Raw genomic sequence first — 16,487 nt, forward strand, 5'->3', positions numbered from 1 at the left:
CGCCTGGTTATCAAATGGTTAACTAACTTTTCGCCGCATGTAAAAAATCGGCCAGATACGTAACTGGCCGGCGTACCTGCTGGTGTTTACAAGCACGACGACATACCTTTCGGGAGAATTATGCAATCCACTGTTAATCAAAAAGAGAGCCGAACGTTCTTCGGCCATCCGTATCCGCTCGGTTCCCTGTTCTTCACCGAGATGTGGGAGCGTTTCTCGTTTTACGGCATTCGTCCGTTACTGATCCTGTTTATGGCCGCCACCGTCTATGACGGCGGGATGGGCCTGGCGCGTGAAAACGCCTCGGCGATTGTCGGTATCTTTGCCGGTACTATGTACCTGGCCGCGCTGCCGGGCGGCTGGCTGGCGGATAACTGGCTCGGTCAGCAGAGAGCCGTCTGGTACGGTTCGATCCTGATTGCGCTCGGCCACCTGTCGATTGCGCTCTCTGCGGTGATGGGGAACAACCTGTTCTTTATCGGCCTCATGTTCATCGTGCTTGGCTCCGGGCTGTTCAAAACCTGTATCTCGGTGATGGTCGGCACCCTGTATAAAAAAGGCGACGCGCGTCGTGACGGCGGTTTCTCGCTGTTCTATATGGGCATCAACATGGGCTCGTTCATCGCGCCGCTGATTTCCGGCTGGCTGATTAAAACCCACGGCTGGCACTGGGGCTTTGGTATTGGCGGCATCGGGATGCTGGTGGCGCTGATTATCTTCCGCGTGTTTGCCGTTCCGGCGATGAAACGCTATGACGGCGAAGTCGGCCTCGACTCCACCTGGAACAGCCCGGTGGTGAAGCGTAACGGCGTGGGCGTTTGGCTGCTGGCGCTGGCGGCAGGCGTGGCAACGATCGTGACGCTGATTGCGCAGGGCGTGATTGTGATTAACCCGGTCGCGGTAGCCAGCGTGCTGGTCTACGTGATTGCGGCATCCGTTGCCCTCTACTTTATTTATCTGTTTGTTTTTGCGGGCCTGAATCGTAAAGAGCGCGCCAGGCTGCTGGTCTGCTTTATTCTGCTGATCTCCGCGGCGTTCTTCTGGTCCGCGTTTGAGCAGAAGCCAACTTCATTCAACCTGTTTGCCAACGACTACACTAACCGCATGATTGGTGATTTTGAAATCCCGGCGGTGTGGTTCCAGTCAATCAACGCCCTGTTCATCATTCTGCTGGCTCCGGTGTTTAGCTGGGCATGGCCGAAGCTCGCGAGCAAAAACATTCGTCCGAGCAGCATCACCAAGTTTGTTATTGGTATTCTGTGCGCGGCGGCGGGCTTTGGCCTGATGATGCTGGCGGCACAGAACGTGCTGAGCAGCGGTGGAGCGGGCGTGTCGCCGTTCTGGCTGGTGGGCAGCATCCTGATGCTGACGCTCGGCGAACTGTGCCTGAGTCCGATTGGCCTGGCGACCATGACGCTGCTTGCGCCGGAAAGAATGCGCGGCCAGATGATGGGTCTGTGGTTCTGCGCCAGCGCGCTCGGTAACCTGGCGGCGGGCCTGATTGGCGGCCACGTGAAGGCCGATCAGCTGGATATGCTGCCGGATCTCTTTGCTCGCTGCTCCATCGCGCTGCTGATCTGTGCCGCGGTACTGATCGTCCTTATTGTTCCGGTGCGCCGCATGCTGGAAAATGCGCAGACTAAACCGGCAGCTGAAGCCTGATAATGTTCAGCCTACCGGGGCAGTTATCCTGTCCCGGTAAAACCCAACAGGAGAGAATATGTCGATTACCTGCCCGGAATGCCAGGCACCGCTGGAGCCCCAGAACGGCGTAGCGCACTGCGACAGCTGTAATAAAGATATTGCGCTTGAAGCCCGCTGCCCGGAGTGCCATCAGCCGCTCCAGGTATTAAAAGCCTGCGGCGCGGTGGACTATTTCTGCCAGAACGGCCACGGCCTTATCTCTAAAAAACGCGTGGAGTTTGTTCGGGCCGAAGGTTAATCGCAGACGCAGCCTTCGCCTTTCTTCCACAGCTCAACCAGCGACTCTGGCGCTTCCTGCTCCGGCACCAGCACGACGATATCGGCGTAGTGCGCCTGATTTTGCCCGGTCCAGATAATCTGGATGCGGAAATAGCGCTGGTCGCCGCTGCCGGGTGAAGAGGCTTGCCCCGGCGGCTGACCGCGCGGAAAAGCCTGCTCCAGGATGCTCACCAGGCGCTGGCGCTGGGCTTCATTGAGCGAGGAGAGCGCGATGGTGCGCTGTCCGCTCAGCCTGGGGATAAAAGCGACGCCGCCTTCCCGGGCCAGCTCAACCACGGCGTCATCCGTCAGTTCCGGAACCTGCATTTACAACACTCCCACCTGTTCCCAGGCTTGTTTAATGGCCGCTCCAACGTCGCCGCCGGAGCGTTTCTCTCCGTGCGCGATCGTCAGTTTTGCAAAGGCCTCAAAATCCGCATCCTGCGCCAGATTGCGATCGCAAACCGTGTCGTACCAGGCATAACCCGCTTTTTCCCAGGCGTAGCCTCCGATCGCCGTCGCGGCCAGATAAAATGCCCGGTTGGGGATGCCGGAGTTTAGGTGCACGCCGCCGTTATCCTCGCGCGTTTTAATGAAATCTTTCATGTGCGCAGGCTGCGGGTCTTTGCCAAGCAGGGGATCGTCATAGGCGGTGCCGGGTTCAGACATTGAGCGCAGCCCTTTGCCGTTAATCCCTTTCGCCAACAGCCCTTCGCCAATGAGCCAGTCTGCTTTATCGGCGGTTTGCTTCAGATGGTACTGTTTGACCAGCGAGCCAAACACGTCCGACAGAGACTCGTTCAGCGCGCCCGACTGCTCAAAATAGATAAGCCCGGCTTCGGTCTCGGTTACGCCGTGGCTCAACTCGTGCGCCACCACGTCGATGGCGATGGTAAAGCGGTTAAATATTTCCCCGTCGCCGTCGCCAAATACCATCTGCTGCCCGTTCCAGAAGGCGTTCTGGTATTCCCGGCCGTAATGCACGGTGCCGGTCAAAATAAGCCCTTTATTATCGAGCGAATCGCGCTGATATTCTTTCCAGAAGAAGTCATGGGTAATACCCAAATAATCGTAGGCTTCATCCACCGCCACATCGCCGTTCGACGGCTGGCCTTCGTAACGCACCTGCGTACCCGGCAGCTCCTGGGTTTGCTTCGCGTCGTAAATATCGCGCTCCAGCTGCCCGGCTTTATTCACGTGCGGCGCGGCGGGTTTGCCCGGCATGTGGGCCATCAGCGTCTGGACATGGGTTAAGGTCTGACGGGCACAGCGCTGCTGCGGCTCGGAACCGCTTTCGATAATACGACGAAGAATATAAGGGGGAATAACGCTATGAAGATGGGGCATGCTGCTCTCCTTATTAAAAAAAGGGAATAGCAGCAGTATAGTAAGTAACCGACGAAGAATTATCCGGTTTTACGCTGACGCGTCTTTTTCACCGGTTTAATTGATTTCACTTCGCTTTCTACCCAGCCGTCGGAAAGACGCGTCGTCAGCACATCGCCGGTATTCACCTGTTTGGTCTGCTTCAGCACTTTGCCGTCCGTCGCCGTCGTCACGCTATAGCCGCGCGCCAGCGTGGAGAGGGGGCTGACTGCTTCAAGATGGGTCACCGCATTGCCAAAACGTTCGCGGGTGGTGCTCAGCCGCGCCCGGATTGTCTCCGCCAGACGATACTCCAGCTGCTGGATCCGCGTTTGTGCGCGATAAATTTTCGGCTGCGGGTTCTGCTGGTTCAGGCGCTGCGTAACGCGCTGCTGGCGCGATACCGCGCGCTTAAGCTGCGCGTCCACCGCAACGTTCATGCGCTGACGCAGACGATCCAGCACGGTCTGCTGGCGCGCCAGACGCAGCTGCGGATGCTGCTGCTGAAGACGATGATGAAGCTGGGTGAAGCGGCGGTTACGGTTGGCAAGAAAGTAGTCCATCGCCATCTCAAGACGCTGCTGTACGTTCTGAATCTGACGCAGCAGCTCCAGCTGGTTGCGGCTGACCACTTCCGCCGCCGCGGACGGGGTAGGCGCACGCAGATCCGCGACGAAATCCGCAATTGTTACGTCCGTTTCGTGGCCGACGGCGCTCACCACGGGGATAATACTTGCAAAGATTGCCCGCGCCACGCGCTCGTCGTTAAAGCTCCACAGATCTTCCAGCGAGCCGCCGCCGCGTCCGACGATTAAGACGTCACACTCCTGACGCACGTTCGCCAGCTCAATGGCGCGAACTATCTGGCCCGGCGCATCGTCACCCTGAACGGCGGTCGGGTAGATTATGACGGGCAGGGAAGGATCGCGACGCTTCAGCACGTGCAAAATATCGTGCAGTGCCGCACCGGTTTTCGAGGTGATAACCCCAACGCAGTGGGCGGGGGAGGGCAGCGTCTTTTTGTACTGCTGGTCGAACAGCCCCTCGGCAGAGAGCCGGGCTTTTAGCTGTTCATACTTCTGCTGCAGCAGGCCTTCGCCCGCGGGCTGCATGCTCTCGACGATAATCTGATAATCGCCGCGAGGCTCATACAGGGTGATATTGGCGCGAACCAGAACCTGCTGGCCGTGCTGAGGACGAAACGTCACGCGACGGTTGCTGTTGCGGAACATCGCGCAGCGCACCTGGGCGGTGTCGTCTTTTAGGGTAAAGTACCAGTGACCGGAGGACGGCTGCGTGAAGTTAGAGATCTCACCGCTGATCCAGACCTGCCCCATTTCCTGCTCAAGCAGCAAACGCACCGTCTGATTCAGGCGGCTGACGGTATAAATTGAGGGGGATTGAGAGGATAACATGTGAGCGGGATCAAATTCTAAATCAGCAAGTTATTCAGTCGATAGTAACCTGCTGAGAGGCAATCGCAAGCTTTTTTATAAAAAAGTGTAGATGCAATCGGTTACGCTCTGTATAATGCCACGGCAATATTTAACCACCCAGGTCAGAGATATTGCCCATGCTACGTATCGCTAAAGAAGCACTGACGTTTGACGACGTCCTCCTCGTTCCCGCTCACTCCACTGTTCTGCCGAATACTGCCGATCTCAGCACGCAGTTGACTAAAACCATTCGCCTGAACATTCCTATGCTCTCTGCGGCAATGGACACCGTGACTGAAGCGCGCCTGGCTATCGCCCTGGCACAGGAAGGTGGCATTGGCTTTATTCACAAAAACATGTCTATCGAACGTCAGGCCGAAGAAGTTCGCCGCGTGAAGAAACATGAATCCGGCATCGTGTCTGACCCACAGACCGTTCTGCCAACCACCACGCTGCACGAAGTGAAGGCCCTGACCGAACGTAACGGTTTCGCCGGTTACCCGGTTGTGACCGAAGAGAACGAACTGGTTGGCATCATCACCGGTCGTGACGTGCGTTTCGTGACTGACCTGAACCAGCCTGTTAGCGTCTACATGACGCCAAAAGAGCGTCTGGTCACCGTTCGCGAAGGTGAAACCCGCGACGTGGTGCTGGCCAAAATGCACGAAAAACGCGTTGAAAAAGCGCTGGTTGTTGACAGCAGCTTCCACCTGCGCGGCATGATCACCGTTAAAGATTTCCAGAAAGCAGAACGTAAGCCTAACGCCTGTAAAGACGAGCATGGCCGTCTGCGCGTCGGCGCTGCGGTTGGCGCTGGCGCCGGTAACGAAGAGCGCGTTGACGCGCTGGTTGCTGCGGGCGTTGACGTCCTGCTGATTGACTCCTCTCACGGCCACTCCGAAGGCGTTCTGCAACGTATTCGCGATACCCGCGCCAAATACCCTGATCTGCAGATCATTGGCGGTAACGTGGCCACCGGCGCAGGCGCTCGCGCGCTGGCTGACGCTGGCTGCAGCGCGGTGAAAGTGGGTATCGGCCCTGGCTCCATCTGTACTACCCGTATCGTCACCGGCGTGGGCGTTCCGCAGATCACCGCGGTGTCTGACGCTGTTGAAGCGCTGGAAGGCACCGGTATTCCGGTTATCGCTGACGGCGGTATCCGCTTCTCTGGCGACATCGCCAAAGCGATCGCCGCGGGCGCAGCTGCCGTAATGGTAGGCTCAATGCTGGCCGGTACCGAAGAATCCCCGGGTGAAATCGAACTCTACCAGGGCCGTTCTTACAAATCTTACCGCGGTATGGGCTCCCTGGGCGCGATGTCCAAAGGCTCCTCTGACCGTTACTTCCAGACCGATAACGCCGCTGACAAACTGGTACCGGAAGGTATCGAAGGTCGCGTTGCCTATAAAGGCCGTCTGAAAGAGATCATTCACCAGCAGATGGGCGGCCTGCGCTCCTGTATGGGTCTGACCGGCTGTGGTACCATTGACCTGCTGCGTACTAAAGCGGAATTCGTACGCATCAGCGGTGCGGGTATCCAGGAGAGCCACGTTCACGACGTGACGATCACCAAAGAGTCCCCGAACTACCGTCTGGGCTCCTGATAAGTTTCCGCGCCCGGCTTCAGCCGGGCGCTCTGTTTTTGTTTCACTTGCCTCGGAATTAGCGTCAATGACGGAAAACATTCATAAACATCGCATTCTCATCCTGGACTTCGGTTCTCAGTACACTCAGCTGGTGGCGCGTCGCGTACGTGAACTGGGCGTTTACTGTGAGCTGTGGGCGTGGGATGTCACGGAAGCACAGATTCGCGAATTCAATCCAAGCGGCATCATCCTGTCCGGCGGCCCGGAAAGCACCACCGAAGAGAACAGCCCGCGCGCGCCGCAGTACGTGTTCGAAGCTGGCGTGCCTGTATTCGGCGTTTGCTACGGTATGCAGACCATGGCAATGCAGCTGGGCGGCCACGTAGAAGGCTCCAACGAGCGTGAGTTTGGCTACGCACAGGTAGAAGTCGTCACCGACAGCGCGCTGGTGCGCGGTATCGAAGACTCCCTGACCGCAGACGGCAAACCGCTGCTGGACGTGTGGATGAGCCACGGCGACAAAGTTACCGCCATCCCGTCTGACTTCGTGACCGTTGCCAGCACCGAAAGCTGTCCGTTCGCCATCATGGCGAACGAAGAAAAACGCTTCTACGGCGTGCAGTTCCACCCGGAAGTGACCCACACCCGTCAGGGTATGCGCATGCTGGAGCGCTTCGTGCGTGACATCTGCCAGTGTGAAGCCCTGTGGACCCCGGCAAAAATCATCGACGACGCCGTTGAGCGTATCCGCCAGCAGGTTGGCGATGACAAGGTAATTCTCGGCCTCTCAGGCGGCGTGGACTCCTCCGTGACCGCGATGCTGCTGCACCGCGCCATCGGCAAAAACCTGACCTGCGTGTTCGTGGACAACGGTCTGCTGCGTCTGAACGAAGCCCAGCAGGTTATGGACATGTTTGGCGACCACTTCGGTCTGAACATCGTTCACGTGGAAGGCGAGCAGCGCTTCCTGGACGCGCTGAAAGGCGAGAACGATCCGGAAGCCAAACGTAAAATCATCGGCCGCGTGTTCGTGGAAGTGTTCGACGAAGAGGCGCTGAAGCTGGAAGACGTGAAGTGGCTGGCGCAGGGCACCATCTACCCTGACGTGATCGAATCCGCGGCCTCTGCAACCGGTAAAGCACACGTCATCAAATCTCACCACAACGTGGGCGGCCTGCCGAAAGAGATGAAGATGGGCCTGGTTGAACCGCTGCGCGAGCTGTTCAAAGACGAAGTGCGTAAGATCGGTCTGGAACTGGGTCTGCCGTACGATATGCTCTACCGTCACCCGTTCCCGGGTCCGGGTCTGGGCGTGCGCGTGCTGGGCGAAGTGAAGAAAGAGTACTGCGACCTGCTTCGTCGCGCGGACGCGATCTTCATCGAAGAGCTGCACAAAGCTGACCTGTACAACAAGGTAAGCCAGGCGTTCACAGTGTTCCTGCCGGTTCGCTCCGTTGGTGTGATGGGCGATGGCCGCAAGTACGACTGGGTGGTTTCCCTGCGTGCGGTGGAAACCATCGACTTCATGACCGCGCACTGGGCGCACCTGCCGTATGACTTCCTGGGCCGCGTGTCTAACCGCATCATCAACGAAGTGAACGGTATTTCCCGCGTGGTGTATGACATCAGCGGTAAGCCACCGGCTACGATTGAATGGGAATAATTCCCCGCTGAATTAACACCAAAACCCTCTGCTTGTGCAGGGGGTTTTTTATTGCCTTACTTCCCCTCACCCAACCGATACGCCAGCGCCACCACCAGCGACTGCACCAGGCACAGCGTCGCCGACTGCGAGCGAAACGCATCCACCTGAGCCTCCTTCACCACAAAGCAGAGATCGCTGAACGTCGCCAGCGGGCTAATCTGGCTGTCCGTAATCACGATCTGCCGTGCGCCGACGCTGGCGGCGGTTTCGCTGACCATCACCGTCTCTTCCGCGTACGGCGAGAAGCTGATCGACACCACGATGTCGCGCGCCTTAATGCGGCTGATCTGCTCGCGCAGCATGCCGCCCATGCCGTCGAGCAGGATAGGGCGGCACTCGAGATGGCTTAGAGCGTAGGTGAGGTAGGCCGCGACGCTAAAGGAGCGGCGCAGTCCGGCGATGTAGATGGTGTCGGCGTCGGCCAATAGCTGCACCGCGCGCTCCAGCATTTCCGGTTCGGCGCGGGCGGCCAGCTGCTGCAGCGCCTGCGCGTTCGAGCGGGCGAACTCCTGCAGAATATCGAGCGGCGTTTCCGGCACGGCCTCGCTCTCCATCTCGCGGAACAGCCGGGCGCGGTCGCTGTAGCTGGCGGTCTCCTCCACCAGGTTCATACGAAACAGCTGTTTCATTTCGTTGAAGCCGGTGAAGTCAAAGGCGTTGGCAAAGCGGATCAGCGTCGAGGGCGGCACGTCGGCGCGCTCGGCAATGACGGCAACCGTATCAAAGGCCACGCTGTTGGTGTTATCCAGCACGTAGCGGGAGACCTGCTGCAGCCTCTTGCTCAGGCTATCGTAGCGATCGCGGATTTGCTGCTGCAGTTCGTTCAGGCTGGTTGCTGTCGTCATCTTATCCCCCAAATACAGTCTTATGATTCTAAACGCAAAACCGCGTCTTTTAAATGTCGGCCATCCATCTGGCAGCAAAAATGAAACAGAAACTTCAGTCATTTCCTCGCCCGAAATCCTTAATAGCGCACGCTGCACCAGTGTTGTTGGCTGTTAACATAAAAATCCATCCTTGATCACAATAATCAGCATTTATTTTATTTCAACTTAAAATGGAATATTTGTTTCATATATAGTGTTCAGTACACAGTGTTCAGGTAACAGTCACGTATCAACAGCGAGAGGTTAAGGATGGAGACGGTAGCGAATTTTATTCACGGCGAATGTGTCACCGGTTCAGGCCAGCGCGTTCAGGCGATCTTCAACCCGGCCACCGGCGAGCAGATCCGCCAGGTGGTGATGAGTACGGCGCAGGAAACGGAGCAGGCGATTGCCGCCGCGCAGCAGGCGTTTCCGGCGTGGGCGCGCCATGCTCCGCTGAAGCGCGCGCGCGTGATGTTTCGCTTCAAGGCGCTGCTGGAGGAGAACATGGAGCGCCTGGCCCGCATCATCAGCGAAGAGCACGGCAAGGTCTTCTCCGACGCGGTGGGCGAACTGACCCGCGGCCTGGAAGTAGTAGAATTTGCCTGCGGCATCCCGCATCTGCAAAAGGGTGAACACTCTGCGAACGTCGGCACGGGCGTCGACAGCCACTCGCTGATGCAGCCGCTCGGCGTCTGCGCCGGGATCACGCCGTTTAACTTCCCGGCGATGGTGCCGATGTGGATGTTCCCGATTGCGCTGGCGACCGGCAACACCTTCGTGCTGAAACCGTCGGAAAAAGATCCTTCTCTGGCGCTCGCGCTGGCGCAGCTGCTGAAAGAGGCCGGCCTGCCGGACGGCGTGTTCAACGTGGTGCAGGGAGATAAGGAGTCCGTTGACGTGCTCCTGACCGACCCGCGCGTGCAGGCGGTGAGCTTTGTCGGCTCCACGCCGATTGCGGAATACATTTACCAGACCGCATCTGCCCACGGTAAGCGCTGCCAGGCGCTGGGCGGTGCGAAAAACCACTGCATTTTAATGCCGGATGCCGACATGGAGATGGCGACCAACGCCATCATGGGCGCGGCCTACGGCGCGGCGGGCGAGCGCTGCATGGCGCTCTCGGTAGTGCTGGCGGTGGGAGATAAAACCGCCGATGACCTCTGCGCCCGGCTCGAAAAACAGATTGCCGCGCTGCGCGTCGGGCCGGGCCTGGACCAGTCGCCGGAAAACGAAATGGGGCCGCTCATCTCCTCCGCGCACCGCAGCAAGGTGCTGGGCTACATCGACAGCGGGGAAGCGCAGGGGGCGAAGCTTCGCGTGGACGGTCGCGGCTTCAGCGTGAAGGGCCAAGAGCAGGGCTACTTCGTCGGGCCGACGCTGTTCGATAACGTCACCCCGGAGATGACCATCTATAAAGAAGAGATTTTTGGCCCGGTGCTTTCTGTGGTGCGCGTAGCAGATTACGCCAGCGCGGTGGATCTGATTAACCGCCATGAATATGGTAATGGTTCAGCGATCTTCACCCGCGACGGCGGCTGCGCGCGCCGCTTCTGCGAAGAGGTGCAGGCGGGCATGGTGGGCGTCAACGTGCCGATCCCGGTGCCGATGGCATTCCACAGCTTCGGCGGCTGGAAGCGTTCCATCTTTGGCGCGCTCAACGTTCACGGCAGCGACGGCGTGCGCTTCTACACCCGAATGAAAACCATCACCGCGCGCTGGCCGGAAATGCAGCAGGAGACAGGCGCTGCGTTCTCTATGCCAACGCTGGGCTGACAGGAGGTTTTATGCAAACCGAACGTATGACCATGGCCCAGGCGCTGGTCCGGTTCCTTAATCAACAGTACGTCAGCGTGGACGGCAACGAAACGCCCTTCGTAGAGGGCGTCGCCACCATCTTTGGTCACGGCAACGTGCTGGGTATCGGCCAGGCGCTGGAGCAGGACCCCGGTCATCTGCACATCATGCAGGGCTGCAACGAGCAGGGCATTGCCCATATGGCGACGGGATTCGCCAAACAGCACCGCCGTCAGCGCATTTTTGCCGTTACCTCCTCCGTCGGGCCGGGCGCCGCCAATATGGTCACGGCGGCGGCCACCGCCACGGCGAACCGCATCCCGCTGCTGCTGCTGCCGGGCGATATCTACGCCAGTCGCCAGCCTGACCCGGTGCTGCAGCAGATCGAGCAGTATCACGATCTCAGCATCAGTACCAACGACTGCTTCCGTCCGGTCTCCCGCTACTGGGACCGGATTAACCGCCCCGAGCAGCTGATGAGCGCCATGCTAAGCGCGATGCGAACGCTTACTGACCCCGCCAATACCGGCGCGGTGACCATCTGCCTGCCGCAGGACGTGCAGGGGGAGGCCTGGGACTACCCGCTGAGCTTCTTCGCGCGGCGCGTGCATCACATCGAACGCCGTCCGCCCGATCCGCAGCGTCTGGCGCAGGCGCGGGCGCTGATCGCCCGCAAGCGTCGTCCGCTGGTGGTGTGCGGCGGCGGCGTGCGCTATTCCGGGGCGCATGAGGCGTTTCGCGAATTTGTCGAGACGCTGCGGCTGCCGTTTGCCGAAACCCAGGCCGGAAAGGGAGCGCTGGTAAGTGACCACCCACTTAACCTGGGCGGCGTAGGAGTGACGGGCGGAATGGCCGCCAACCAGCTCGCGCCGCAGGCGGATTTAGTGATTGGCGTCGGCACGCGCCTGACCGATTTTACCACCGGCTCCAAGGCGCTCTTTTCCCACCCGGACGTTGAGTTTCTGCTGCTGAACGTGGCCGAGTTTGACGCCCTGAAGCTGGACGCGACCGCGCTGATTGCCGATGCCCAAACCGGACTGCAGGCCTTGACCCACGCGCTCGGGGAGTACCGCAGCGGCTGGGGAGAGGCGATAGCCGAGGTGAAGTCCGTCTGGCGCGAGGAGTGCCGTCGCCTGTGGGATCGCCAGTGGCGCCCTGAAGACGCGCCCGAAGTGGCAGGGCACATGGACGGGCAGCTGGCGGAATACGGCGAGACGCTCAACACCCGCCTGACCCAGACGCGGGTGCTGGGGCTGATCAACCAGCATATTGAAGATAGCGCCATCGTGGTGGGCGCGGCCGGTTCGCTGCCGGGGGATTTACAGCGCCTCTGGCAGGTCAAAACGCCGGACAGCTATCACCTGGAGTACGGCTACTCCTGCATGGGCTACGAGATTGCGGCGGCCATCGGCGCGAAGCTCGCCAGACCCGAACTGCCGGTGTACGCCATGGTGGGGGATGGCTCCTACATGATGCTGCACTCCGAGCTGCAAACCGCCGTTCAGGAGGGCATTAAGATCATCGTTCTGCTGTTTGATAACGCCAGCTTCGGCTGCATTAACAACCTGCAGATGGGGCACGGCATGGGCAGCTTTGGCACGGAAAACCGCCATCGCAACCCGGAAACCGGGCGGCTTGACGGGCCGCTGGTGAAGGTCGACTTTGCGCAAAACGCGGAGAGCTACGGCTGCCGCGCGTGGCGGGTGAACGATGAGCAAAGCCTGCTGGCGGCGCTTGAGGCGTCGCGGGCGCATCCGGGCCCGACGCTGCTGGACATCAAGGTATTGCCGAAGACCATGACCCACGATTACGCCTCGTGGTGGCGAACCGGTGATGCGCAGGTGGCGGCGTCGTCTGCCGTGCGTGAAGCCGCCGAGCAAACGCAGGCCCAGGTGAAAAAAGCCCGTCAGTATTGAGTTTTCCCGCCTTAACGAAATTTTCATTTCATTTTTCTTCTTCCCCCTCACCCTAACCCTCTCCCACTGGGAGAGGGGACGGATCGGTGCGGTTTTTCCTCCCTCTCCCTGAGGGAGAGGGCCGGGGTGAGGGGGAGATGTATGTCCTCCCATGTTGTGAGATTGATAACAAAATTTATCTCATTCATCTCAAAAGTGTTAACCCGCACTCAAAAACATAATTTTCACTATTTATAAAAATGAAATAAATGTTTTATTTATAGAGTCGTTAGTTCACAGCATTCACCAACACCGGGAGCCGTTATGTTTAACATTGCTTTACTGGGCGCTGGCCGAATTGGCCAGGTACATGCAGCTAACATCGCCAGCCACGGCGCGACCACGCTCTGGTCCGTAGTTGACCCGAATCAGGAATTTGCCACCCGCCTCGCCGCGCAGTATCAGGCCCGCCAGCAGAGCCTGGATGAGGCGATGACCGACCCTAACGTTCACGCCGTGCTGATCGCCTCCGCGACCGATACCCACGCGGACCTGATTGAAATGGCCGCCCGCCACGGCAAGGCCATCTTCTGTGAAAAGCCGGTACATCTCGACCTCGCCCGCGTGCGCGACTGCCTGAAGGTGGTCAAAGAGTACGATGTGCCGCTGTTTATCGGCTTTAACCGCCGCTTTGACCCGCAGTTCCGCCGCCTGAAAACCGATGCGCAGGCCGGGCGCATCGGCAAGCCGGAATCGCTGCTGATCGTTTCCCGCGACCCGTCCCCGCCGCCTGCGGAGTACGTCCGCGTCTCCGGCGGCATGTTCCGCGATATGACCATTCACGACTTTGACATGGCGCGCTTCATCATGGGCGAAGAGCCGGTGTCGGTGTATGCCCAGGGCAGCAACCTGGTGGATCCGGCGATTGGCGAGGCGGGGGATATCGACACCGCGTTTATCGTTCTGAAATATGCCTCCGGCGCGATGGCGACCATCGTCAACAGCCGCCGTTCATCTTACGGCTACGACCAGCGCCTGGAGCTGCACGGCTCCGAAGGGCTGCTGTGCGCGGGCAATATTCTTGAAAACCAGGTACAGCATTACGGCAAACAGGGCTGCACCAGCGCGCTGCCGGAACATTTCTTCCTGCAGCGCTACAAATCCGCTTACGCCGCGGAATGGGAACACTTTGTCGCGGTTCTGCGCGGCGAAGCGGTGCCTGACTGCAGCGGCGATGATGGTGAACGTGCGCTGTACCTTGCGGATAAAGCGCTGGAGTCACTGCGCAGCCAGCGCGAGATCGTCCTCTAAACACAACAACCCTACACAGAGAGACATAATAATGAAAAAACTGATCGTAGCCGCCCTCATCGCCATGACGTCCGGGGCCGCCCTCGCCGAAAACGAGCAAATTGTTTTCAGTACGCCAAACCTGGCCATGCCGTTTGAAGTTCACATGCAGCGCACGGCGGTGAAAGCCGCAAAAGAGATGGGCGTGAAGCTTCAGGTGCTGGACGGGCAGGGCAGCTCGCCGAAGCAGGTAGCTGACCTGGAAAACGCCATCACCCGTGGGGCGCAGGGCTTTATCGTCTCCCCGAACGACGTCAACGCGGTCTCCAGCGCGGTGGATGAAATTCAGGATGCGAAGCTGCCGGTGGTCACCCTTGACCGATCCGTCGACAGCCAGAAAAAAGTGCCGCACTTCGGCGCCAACAACTACAAGGGCGGCCAGGCGATTGGCGACTTCGTCAAAACCAAATTCCCTAACGGCGCGGACATCATTCTCCTCACCGGCCAGCCGGGCTCCTCTTCCAATATTGAGCGCACCAAAGGGATCCGCGACAGCCTGAAGGCGGGCGGGGATAAATACAAGATCGTCGCCGATCAGACCGGCAACTGGATGCGTTCTGAAGGGATGCGCATTGTTGAAAGCGTTCTGCCTTCGCTGCCGAAACGTCCGCAGGTGATCCTCTCCGCCAACGACGATATGGCGCTGGGCGCGATTGAAGCCCTGCAGAGCCAGGGCGTGAAGCCGGGCGAAATCCTCGTGACCGGGTTTGATGCGGTGCCGGAAGCGCTGGCCCGCGTGCGCGACGGCTGGCTGGCGGTAACGGCGGATCAGCGTCCGGGCTTTGCGGTGCAGACGGCGATGAGCCAGCTGGTGGCCAACGTGCGCGAGAAGAAAGCCATTACCGGGGCCGACTACCCGCCGACGCTGATCACCAAAGAGAACCTGCAGCAGGCTGAGCGTATCGGTGAGGCCGGTAACTGATTTATCCGCAGCCGCCGCTGGCGCGGCGGCTCACTCTAAAGGAGGAGCAGACCGATGTCGCAACCCTTACTGAAAGTGACCGACCTGGCAAAAAGCTTTTCCGGCGTCTGGGCGCTGAGCAGCGCTCAGCTAACCGTCGGCAGCGGCGAAATTCACGCCCTGCTGGGGGAAAACGGGGCGGGAAAATCCACGCTGCTGAAGGCGCTAGCGGGCGCGCAGCCGCAAACGCGCGGGGATATCTGGTTCAACGGCGAAACGCTGCCGGTGGACGACTCCCCGGTGGAACGCCAGAACAAGGGCATTATCACCATCTATCAGGAGTTCAACCTGCTGCCCAATATGACCGTCGCGGAAAACATGTTTCTCGGGCGCGAGCCGCGTAAACGTAACCTGATCGTCGACGAAAGGGCGGTAAACCAGGAGGCGCAGGTCATTCTCGATTACCTCCAGCTGAACGTTGCGCCGACCACGCCTGTCGCCCGCCTGAGCGTCGCCCAGCAGCAGATGGTGGAGATCGCCCGGGCGCTGACCCTCAACGCCCGGTTAATCATTATGGACGAACCTTCCGCCGCGCTGAGCGACAGCGAGGTGGAAAGCCTGCACCGCGTGGTGCGGGAGCTTAAAAACCGCGGCGTGAGCATTATTTATGTTACCCACCGCCTGCACGAAGTTTTCCAGCTCTGCGATCGCTTCACCGTTTTCCAGGACGGCCGTTTCACCGGCACCGGCGCGGTGGCGGAGACCAACGTTGAACAGCTGATCCGCCTGATGGTCGGACGCGACGTGGCCTTTAACCGCCGCCCCGCCAGCGAAACCCATCACGAGGACAAACCCGTCCGCCTGGCGGTAAAGGGGCTGAGCCGCGAAAAGCCGCCGCTGGATCCGCACGGCATCGCCCTGCACGACATCAGCTTCCACGTCCACGCCGGGGAAGTTCTGGGCATTGCCGGGCTGGTGGGCGCGGGACGTACCGAAGTGGCCCGCTGCCTGTTTGGCGCTGATGCGTTTACCTCGGGCAGCTTTGAGCTGGACGGCGTGCCGTACCAGCCGCGCGACCCGCTGTATGCTCTCGATCAGGGCGTGGCGCTGGTGCCGGAAGACCGCAAAAAAGAGGGGGCGGTGCTGGGGCTGTCGATTCGCGACAACCTGTCGCTCTCCTGCCTCTCCTCGCTGCTGCAGTGGCGCTGGTTCGTAAACACCCGCAAAGAAGACGATCTGATTGAGTCCTACCGCAAGGCGCTGCAGATCAAAATGGTCAACAGCGCGCAGGAGGTGCGCAAGCTCTCCGGCGGCAACCAGCAAAAGGTGATCCTCGCGCGCTGCATGGCGCTCAACCCGCGGGTGCTGATCGTTGATGAGCCGACGCGCGGCATCGACGTGGGGACCAAATCGGAAGTGCACCAGGTGCTGTTTGACATGGCGAAAAAGGGCGTGGCGGTGATCGTGATCTCCTCCGATCTGCCTGAAGTGATGGCGGTGTCCGATCGGATCATCACCCTCAGCGAAGGCCTGGTGACCGGCGAGATCCACGGTGACGACGCTAACGAAGAACGGCTGATGACGATGATGGCCATCAACCACAACGCCCTGAACGCGGCATAAC

Annotated in this window: 13 protein-coding genes; 9 read left to right on the forward strand and 4 right to left on the reverse strand. The window is 59.6% G+C overall.

Annotated features, from left to right (window positions below):
• The first annotated feature begins 120 nt into the window (after positions 1–120).
• Both AC1VYI_RS07650 and AC1VYI_RS07655 read left to right on the forward strand, forming a co-directional pair.
• The gene (locus tag AC1VYI_RS07650) at positions 121–1,662 is read left to right on the forward strand and encodes a peptide MFS transporter (protein WP_023308797.1); all 1,542 of its coding nucleotides are present in this window, start codon (positions 121–123) and stop codon (positions 1,660–1,662) included.
• Between the two features lie 58 nt (positions 1,663–1,720).
• Positions 1,721–1,942 (forward strand): zinc ribbon domain-containing protein, encoded by a 222-nt coding sequence (locus AC1VYI_RS07655; RefSeq protein ID WP_023308796.1) that lies wholly within the window; start codon positions 1,721–1,723, stop codon positions 1,940–1,942.
• On the opposite strand, the gene AC1VYI_RS07660 is transcribed toward AC1VYI_RS07655, so the two are convergent.
• The 3 genes from AC1VYI_RS07660 to xseA are packed head-to-tail and all read right to left on the reverse strand — an operon-like array spanning position 1,939 to position 4,742.
• Positions 1,939–2,289, reverse strand: coding sequence for a protealysin inhibitor emfourin (locus tag AC1VYI_RS07660; protein WP_023308795.1), 351 nt, complete (start codon positions 2,287–2,289; stop codon positions 1,939–1,941). The two genes, AC1VYI_RS07655 and AC1VYI_RS07660, sit on opposite strands and share 4 nt — an antisense overlap.
• Entirely contained in the window at positions 2,290–3,309 is a 1,020-nt protein-coding gene (locus tag AC1VYI_RS07665) for a M4 family metallopeptidase (RefSeq protein ID WP_226484181.1), read from the reverse strand.
• Between the two features lie 59 nt (positions 3,310–3,368).
• On the reverse strand, positions 3,369–4,742 hold the full coding sequence (xseA, locus tag AC1VYI_RS07670; RefSeq protein WP_134867279.1) for an exodeoxyribonuclease VII large subunit: 1,374 nt from the start codon (positions 4,740–4,742) through the stop codon (positions 3,369–3,371).
• 158 nt (positions 4,743–4,900) lie between these two features.
• Between xseA and guaB the strand changes: the two genes are divergently transcribed.
• Positions 4,901–6,367, forward strand: a complete 1,467-nt coding sequence (gene guaB, locus AC1VYI_RS07675; protein WP_023333022.1) for an IMP dehydrogenase — start codon at positions 4,901–4,903, stop codon at positions 6,365–6,367.
• Between the two features lie 67 nt (positions 6,368–6,434).
• A complete protein-coding gene (gene guaA, locus AC1VYI_RS07680; RefSeq protein WP_006811514.1) occupies positions 6,435–8,012 on the forward strand; it encodes a glutamine-hydrolyzing GMP synthase in 1,578 nt (525 codons plus the stop codon).
• Between the two features lie 56 nt (positions 8,013–8,068).
• Here the strand turns inward: guaA and AC1VYI_RS07685 are convergent, their stop codons facing one another.
• The gene (locus tag AC1VYI_RS07685) at positions 8,069–8,899 is read right to left on the reverse strand and encodes a MurR/RpiR family transcriptional regulator (protein ID WP_008502123.1); all 831 of its coding nucleotides are present in this window, start codon (positions 8,897–8,899) and stop codon (positions 8,069–8,071) included.
• A gap of 291 nt (positions 8,900–9,190) precedes the next feature.
• Here AC1VYI_RS07685 and AC1VYI_RS07690 point away from each other — a divergent pair, with 291 nt between their 5' ends.
• The 5 genes from AC1VYI_RS07690 (at position 9,191) to AC1VYI_RS07710 (ending at position 16,486) form a co-directional block, all read left to right on the forward strand.
• Positions 9,191–10,696: a CoA-acylating methylmalonate-semialdehyde dehydrogenase gene (locus tag AC1VYI_RS07690; protein WP_134867280.1), complete on the forward strand. Its 1,506-nt coding sequence runs from the start codon at positions 9,191–9,193 to the stop codon at positions 10,694–10,696.
• An 11-nt stretch (positions 10,697–10,707) separates the two neighbouring features.
• Positions 10,708–12,633, forward strand: a complete 1,926-nt coding sequence (gene iolD, locus AC1VYI_RS07695; protein WP_134867281.1) for a 3D-(3,5/4)-trihydroxycyclohexane-1,2-dione acylhydrolase (decyclizing) — start codon at positions 10,708–10,710, stop codon at positions 12,631–12,633.
• Positions 12,634–12,936: 303 nt separating this feature from the next.
• Positions 12,937–13,923 (forward strand): inositol 2-dehydrogenase, encoded by a 987-nt coding sequence (iolG, locus tag AC1VYI_RS07700; RefSeq protein ID WP_134867282.1) that lies wholly within the window; start codon positions 12,937–12,939, stop codon positions 13,921–13,923.
• A gap of 31 nt (positions 13,924–13,954) precedes the next feature.
• On the forward strand, positions 13,955–14,884 hold the full coding sequence (locus tag AC1VYI_RS07705) for a sugar ABC transporter substrate-binding protein (protein ID WP_023308788.1): 930 nt from the start codon (positions 13,955–13,957) through the stop codon (positions 14,882–14,884).
• 54 nt (positions 14,885–14,938) lie between these two features.
• Entirely contained in the window at positions 14,939–16,486 is a 1,548-nt protein-coding gene (locus AC1VYI_RS07710; protein WP_226484170.1) for a sugar ABC transporter ATP-binding protein, read from the forward strand.
• Position 16,487: the final 1 nt, after the last annotated feature.

This window comes from Enterobacter sp. QK-SA4, assembly GCF_056856775.1.

Coding starts and splice junctions, on each gene's coding strand:
- guaB (WP_023333022.1), top strand. CDS start 4,901: ATGCTACGTATCGCTAAAGAAGCACTGACGTTTGACGACGTCCTCCTC.
- AC1VYI_RS07650 (WP_023308797.1), top strand. CDS start 121: ATGCAATCCACTGTTAATCAAAAAGAGAGCCGAACGTTCTTCGGCCAT.
- xseA (WP_134867279.1), bottom strand. CDS start 4,742: ATGTTATCCTCTCAATCCCCCTCAATTTATACCGTCAGCCGCCTGAAT.
- AC1VYI_RS07665 (WP_226484181.1), bottom strand. CDS start 3,309: ATGCCCCATCTTCATAGCGTTATTCCCCCTTATATTCTTCGTCGTATT.
- iolG (WP_134867282.1), top strand. CDS start 12,937: ATGTTTAACATTGCTTTACTGGGCGCTGGCCGAATTGGCCAGGTACAT.
- AC1VYI_RS07655 (WP_023308796.1), top strand. CDS start 1,721: ATGTCGATTACCTGCCCGGAATGCCAGGCACCGCTGGAGCCCCAGAAC.
- AC1VYI_RS07690 (WP_134867280.1), top strand. CDS start 9,191: ATGGAGACGGTAGCGAATTTTATTCACGGCGAATGTGTCACCGGTTCA.
- AC1VYI_RS07660 (WP_023308795.1), bottom strand. CDS start 2,289: ATGCAGGTTCCGGAACTGACGGATGACGCCGTGGTTGAGCTGGCCCGG.
- AC1VYI_RS07705 (WP_023308788.1), top strand. CDS start 13,955: ATGAAAAAACTGATCGTAGCCGCCCTCATCGCCATGACGTCCGGGGCC.
- iolD (WP_134867281.1), top strand. CDS start 10,708: ATGCAAACCGAACGTATGACCATGGCCCAGGCGCTGGTCCGGTTCCTT.
- AC1VYI_RS07685 (WP_008502123.1), bottom strand. CDS start 8,899: ATGACGACAGCAACCAGCCTGAACGAACTGCAGCAGCAAATCCGCGAT.
- guaA (WP_006811514.1), top strand. CDS start 6,435: ATGACGGAAAACATTCATAAACATCGCATTCTCATCCTGGACTTCGGT.
- AC1VYI_RS07710 (WP_226484170.1), top strand. CDS start 14,939: ATGTCGCAACCCTTACTGAAAGTGACCGACCTGGCAAAAAGCTTTTCC.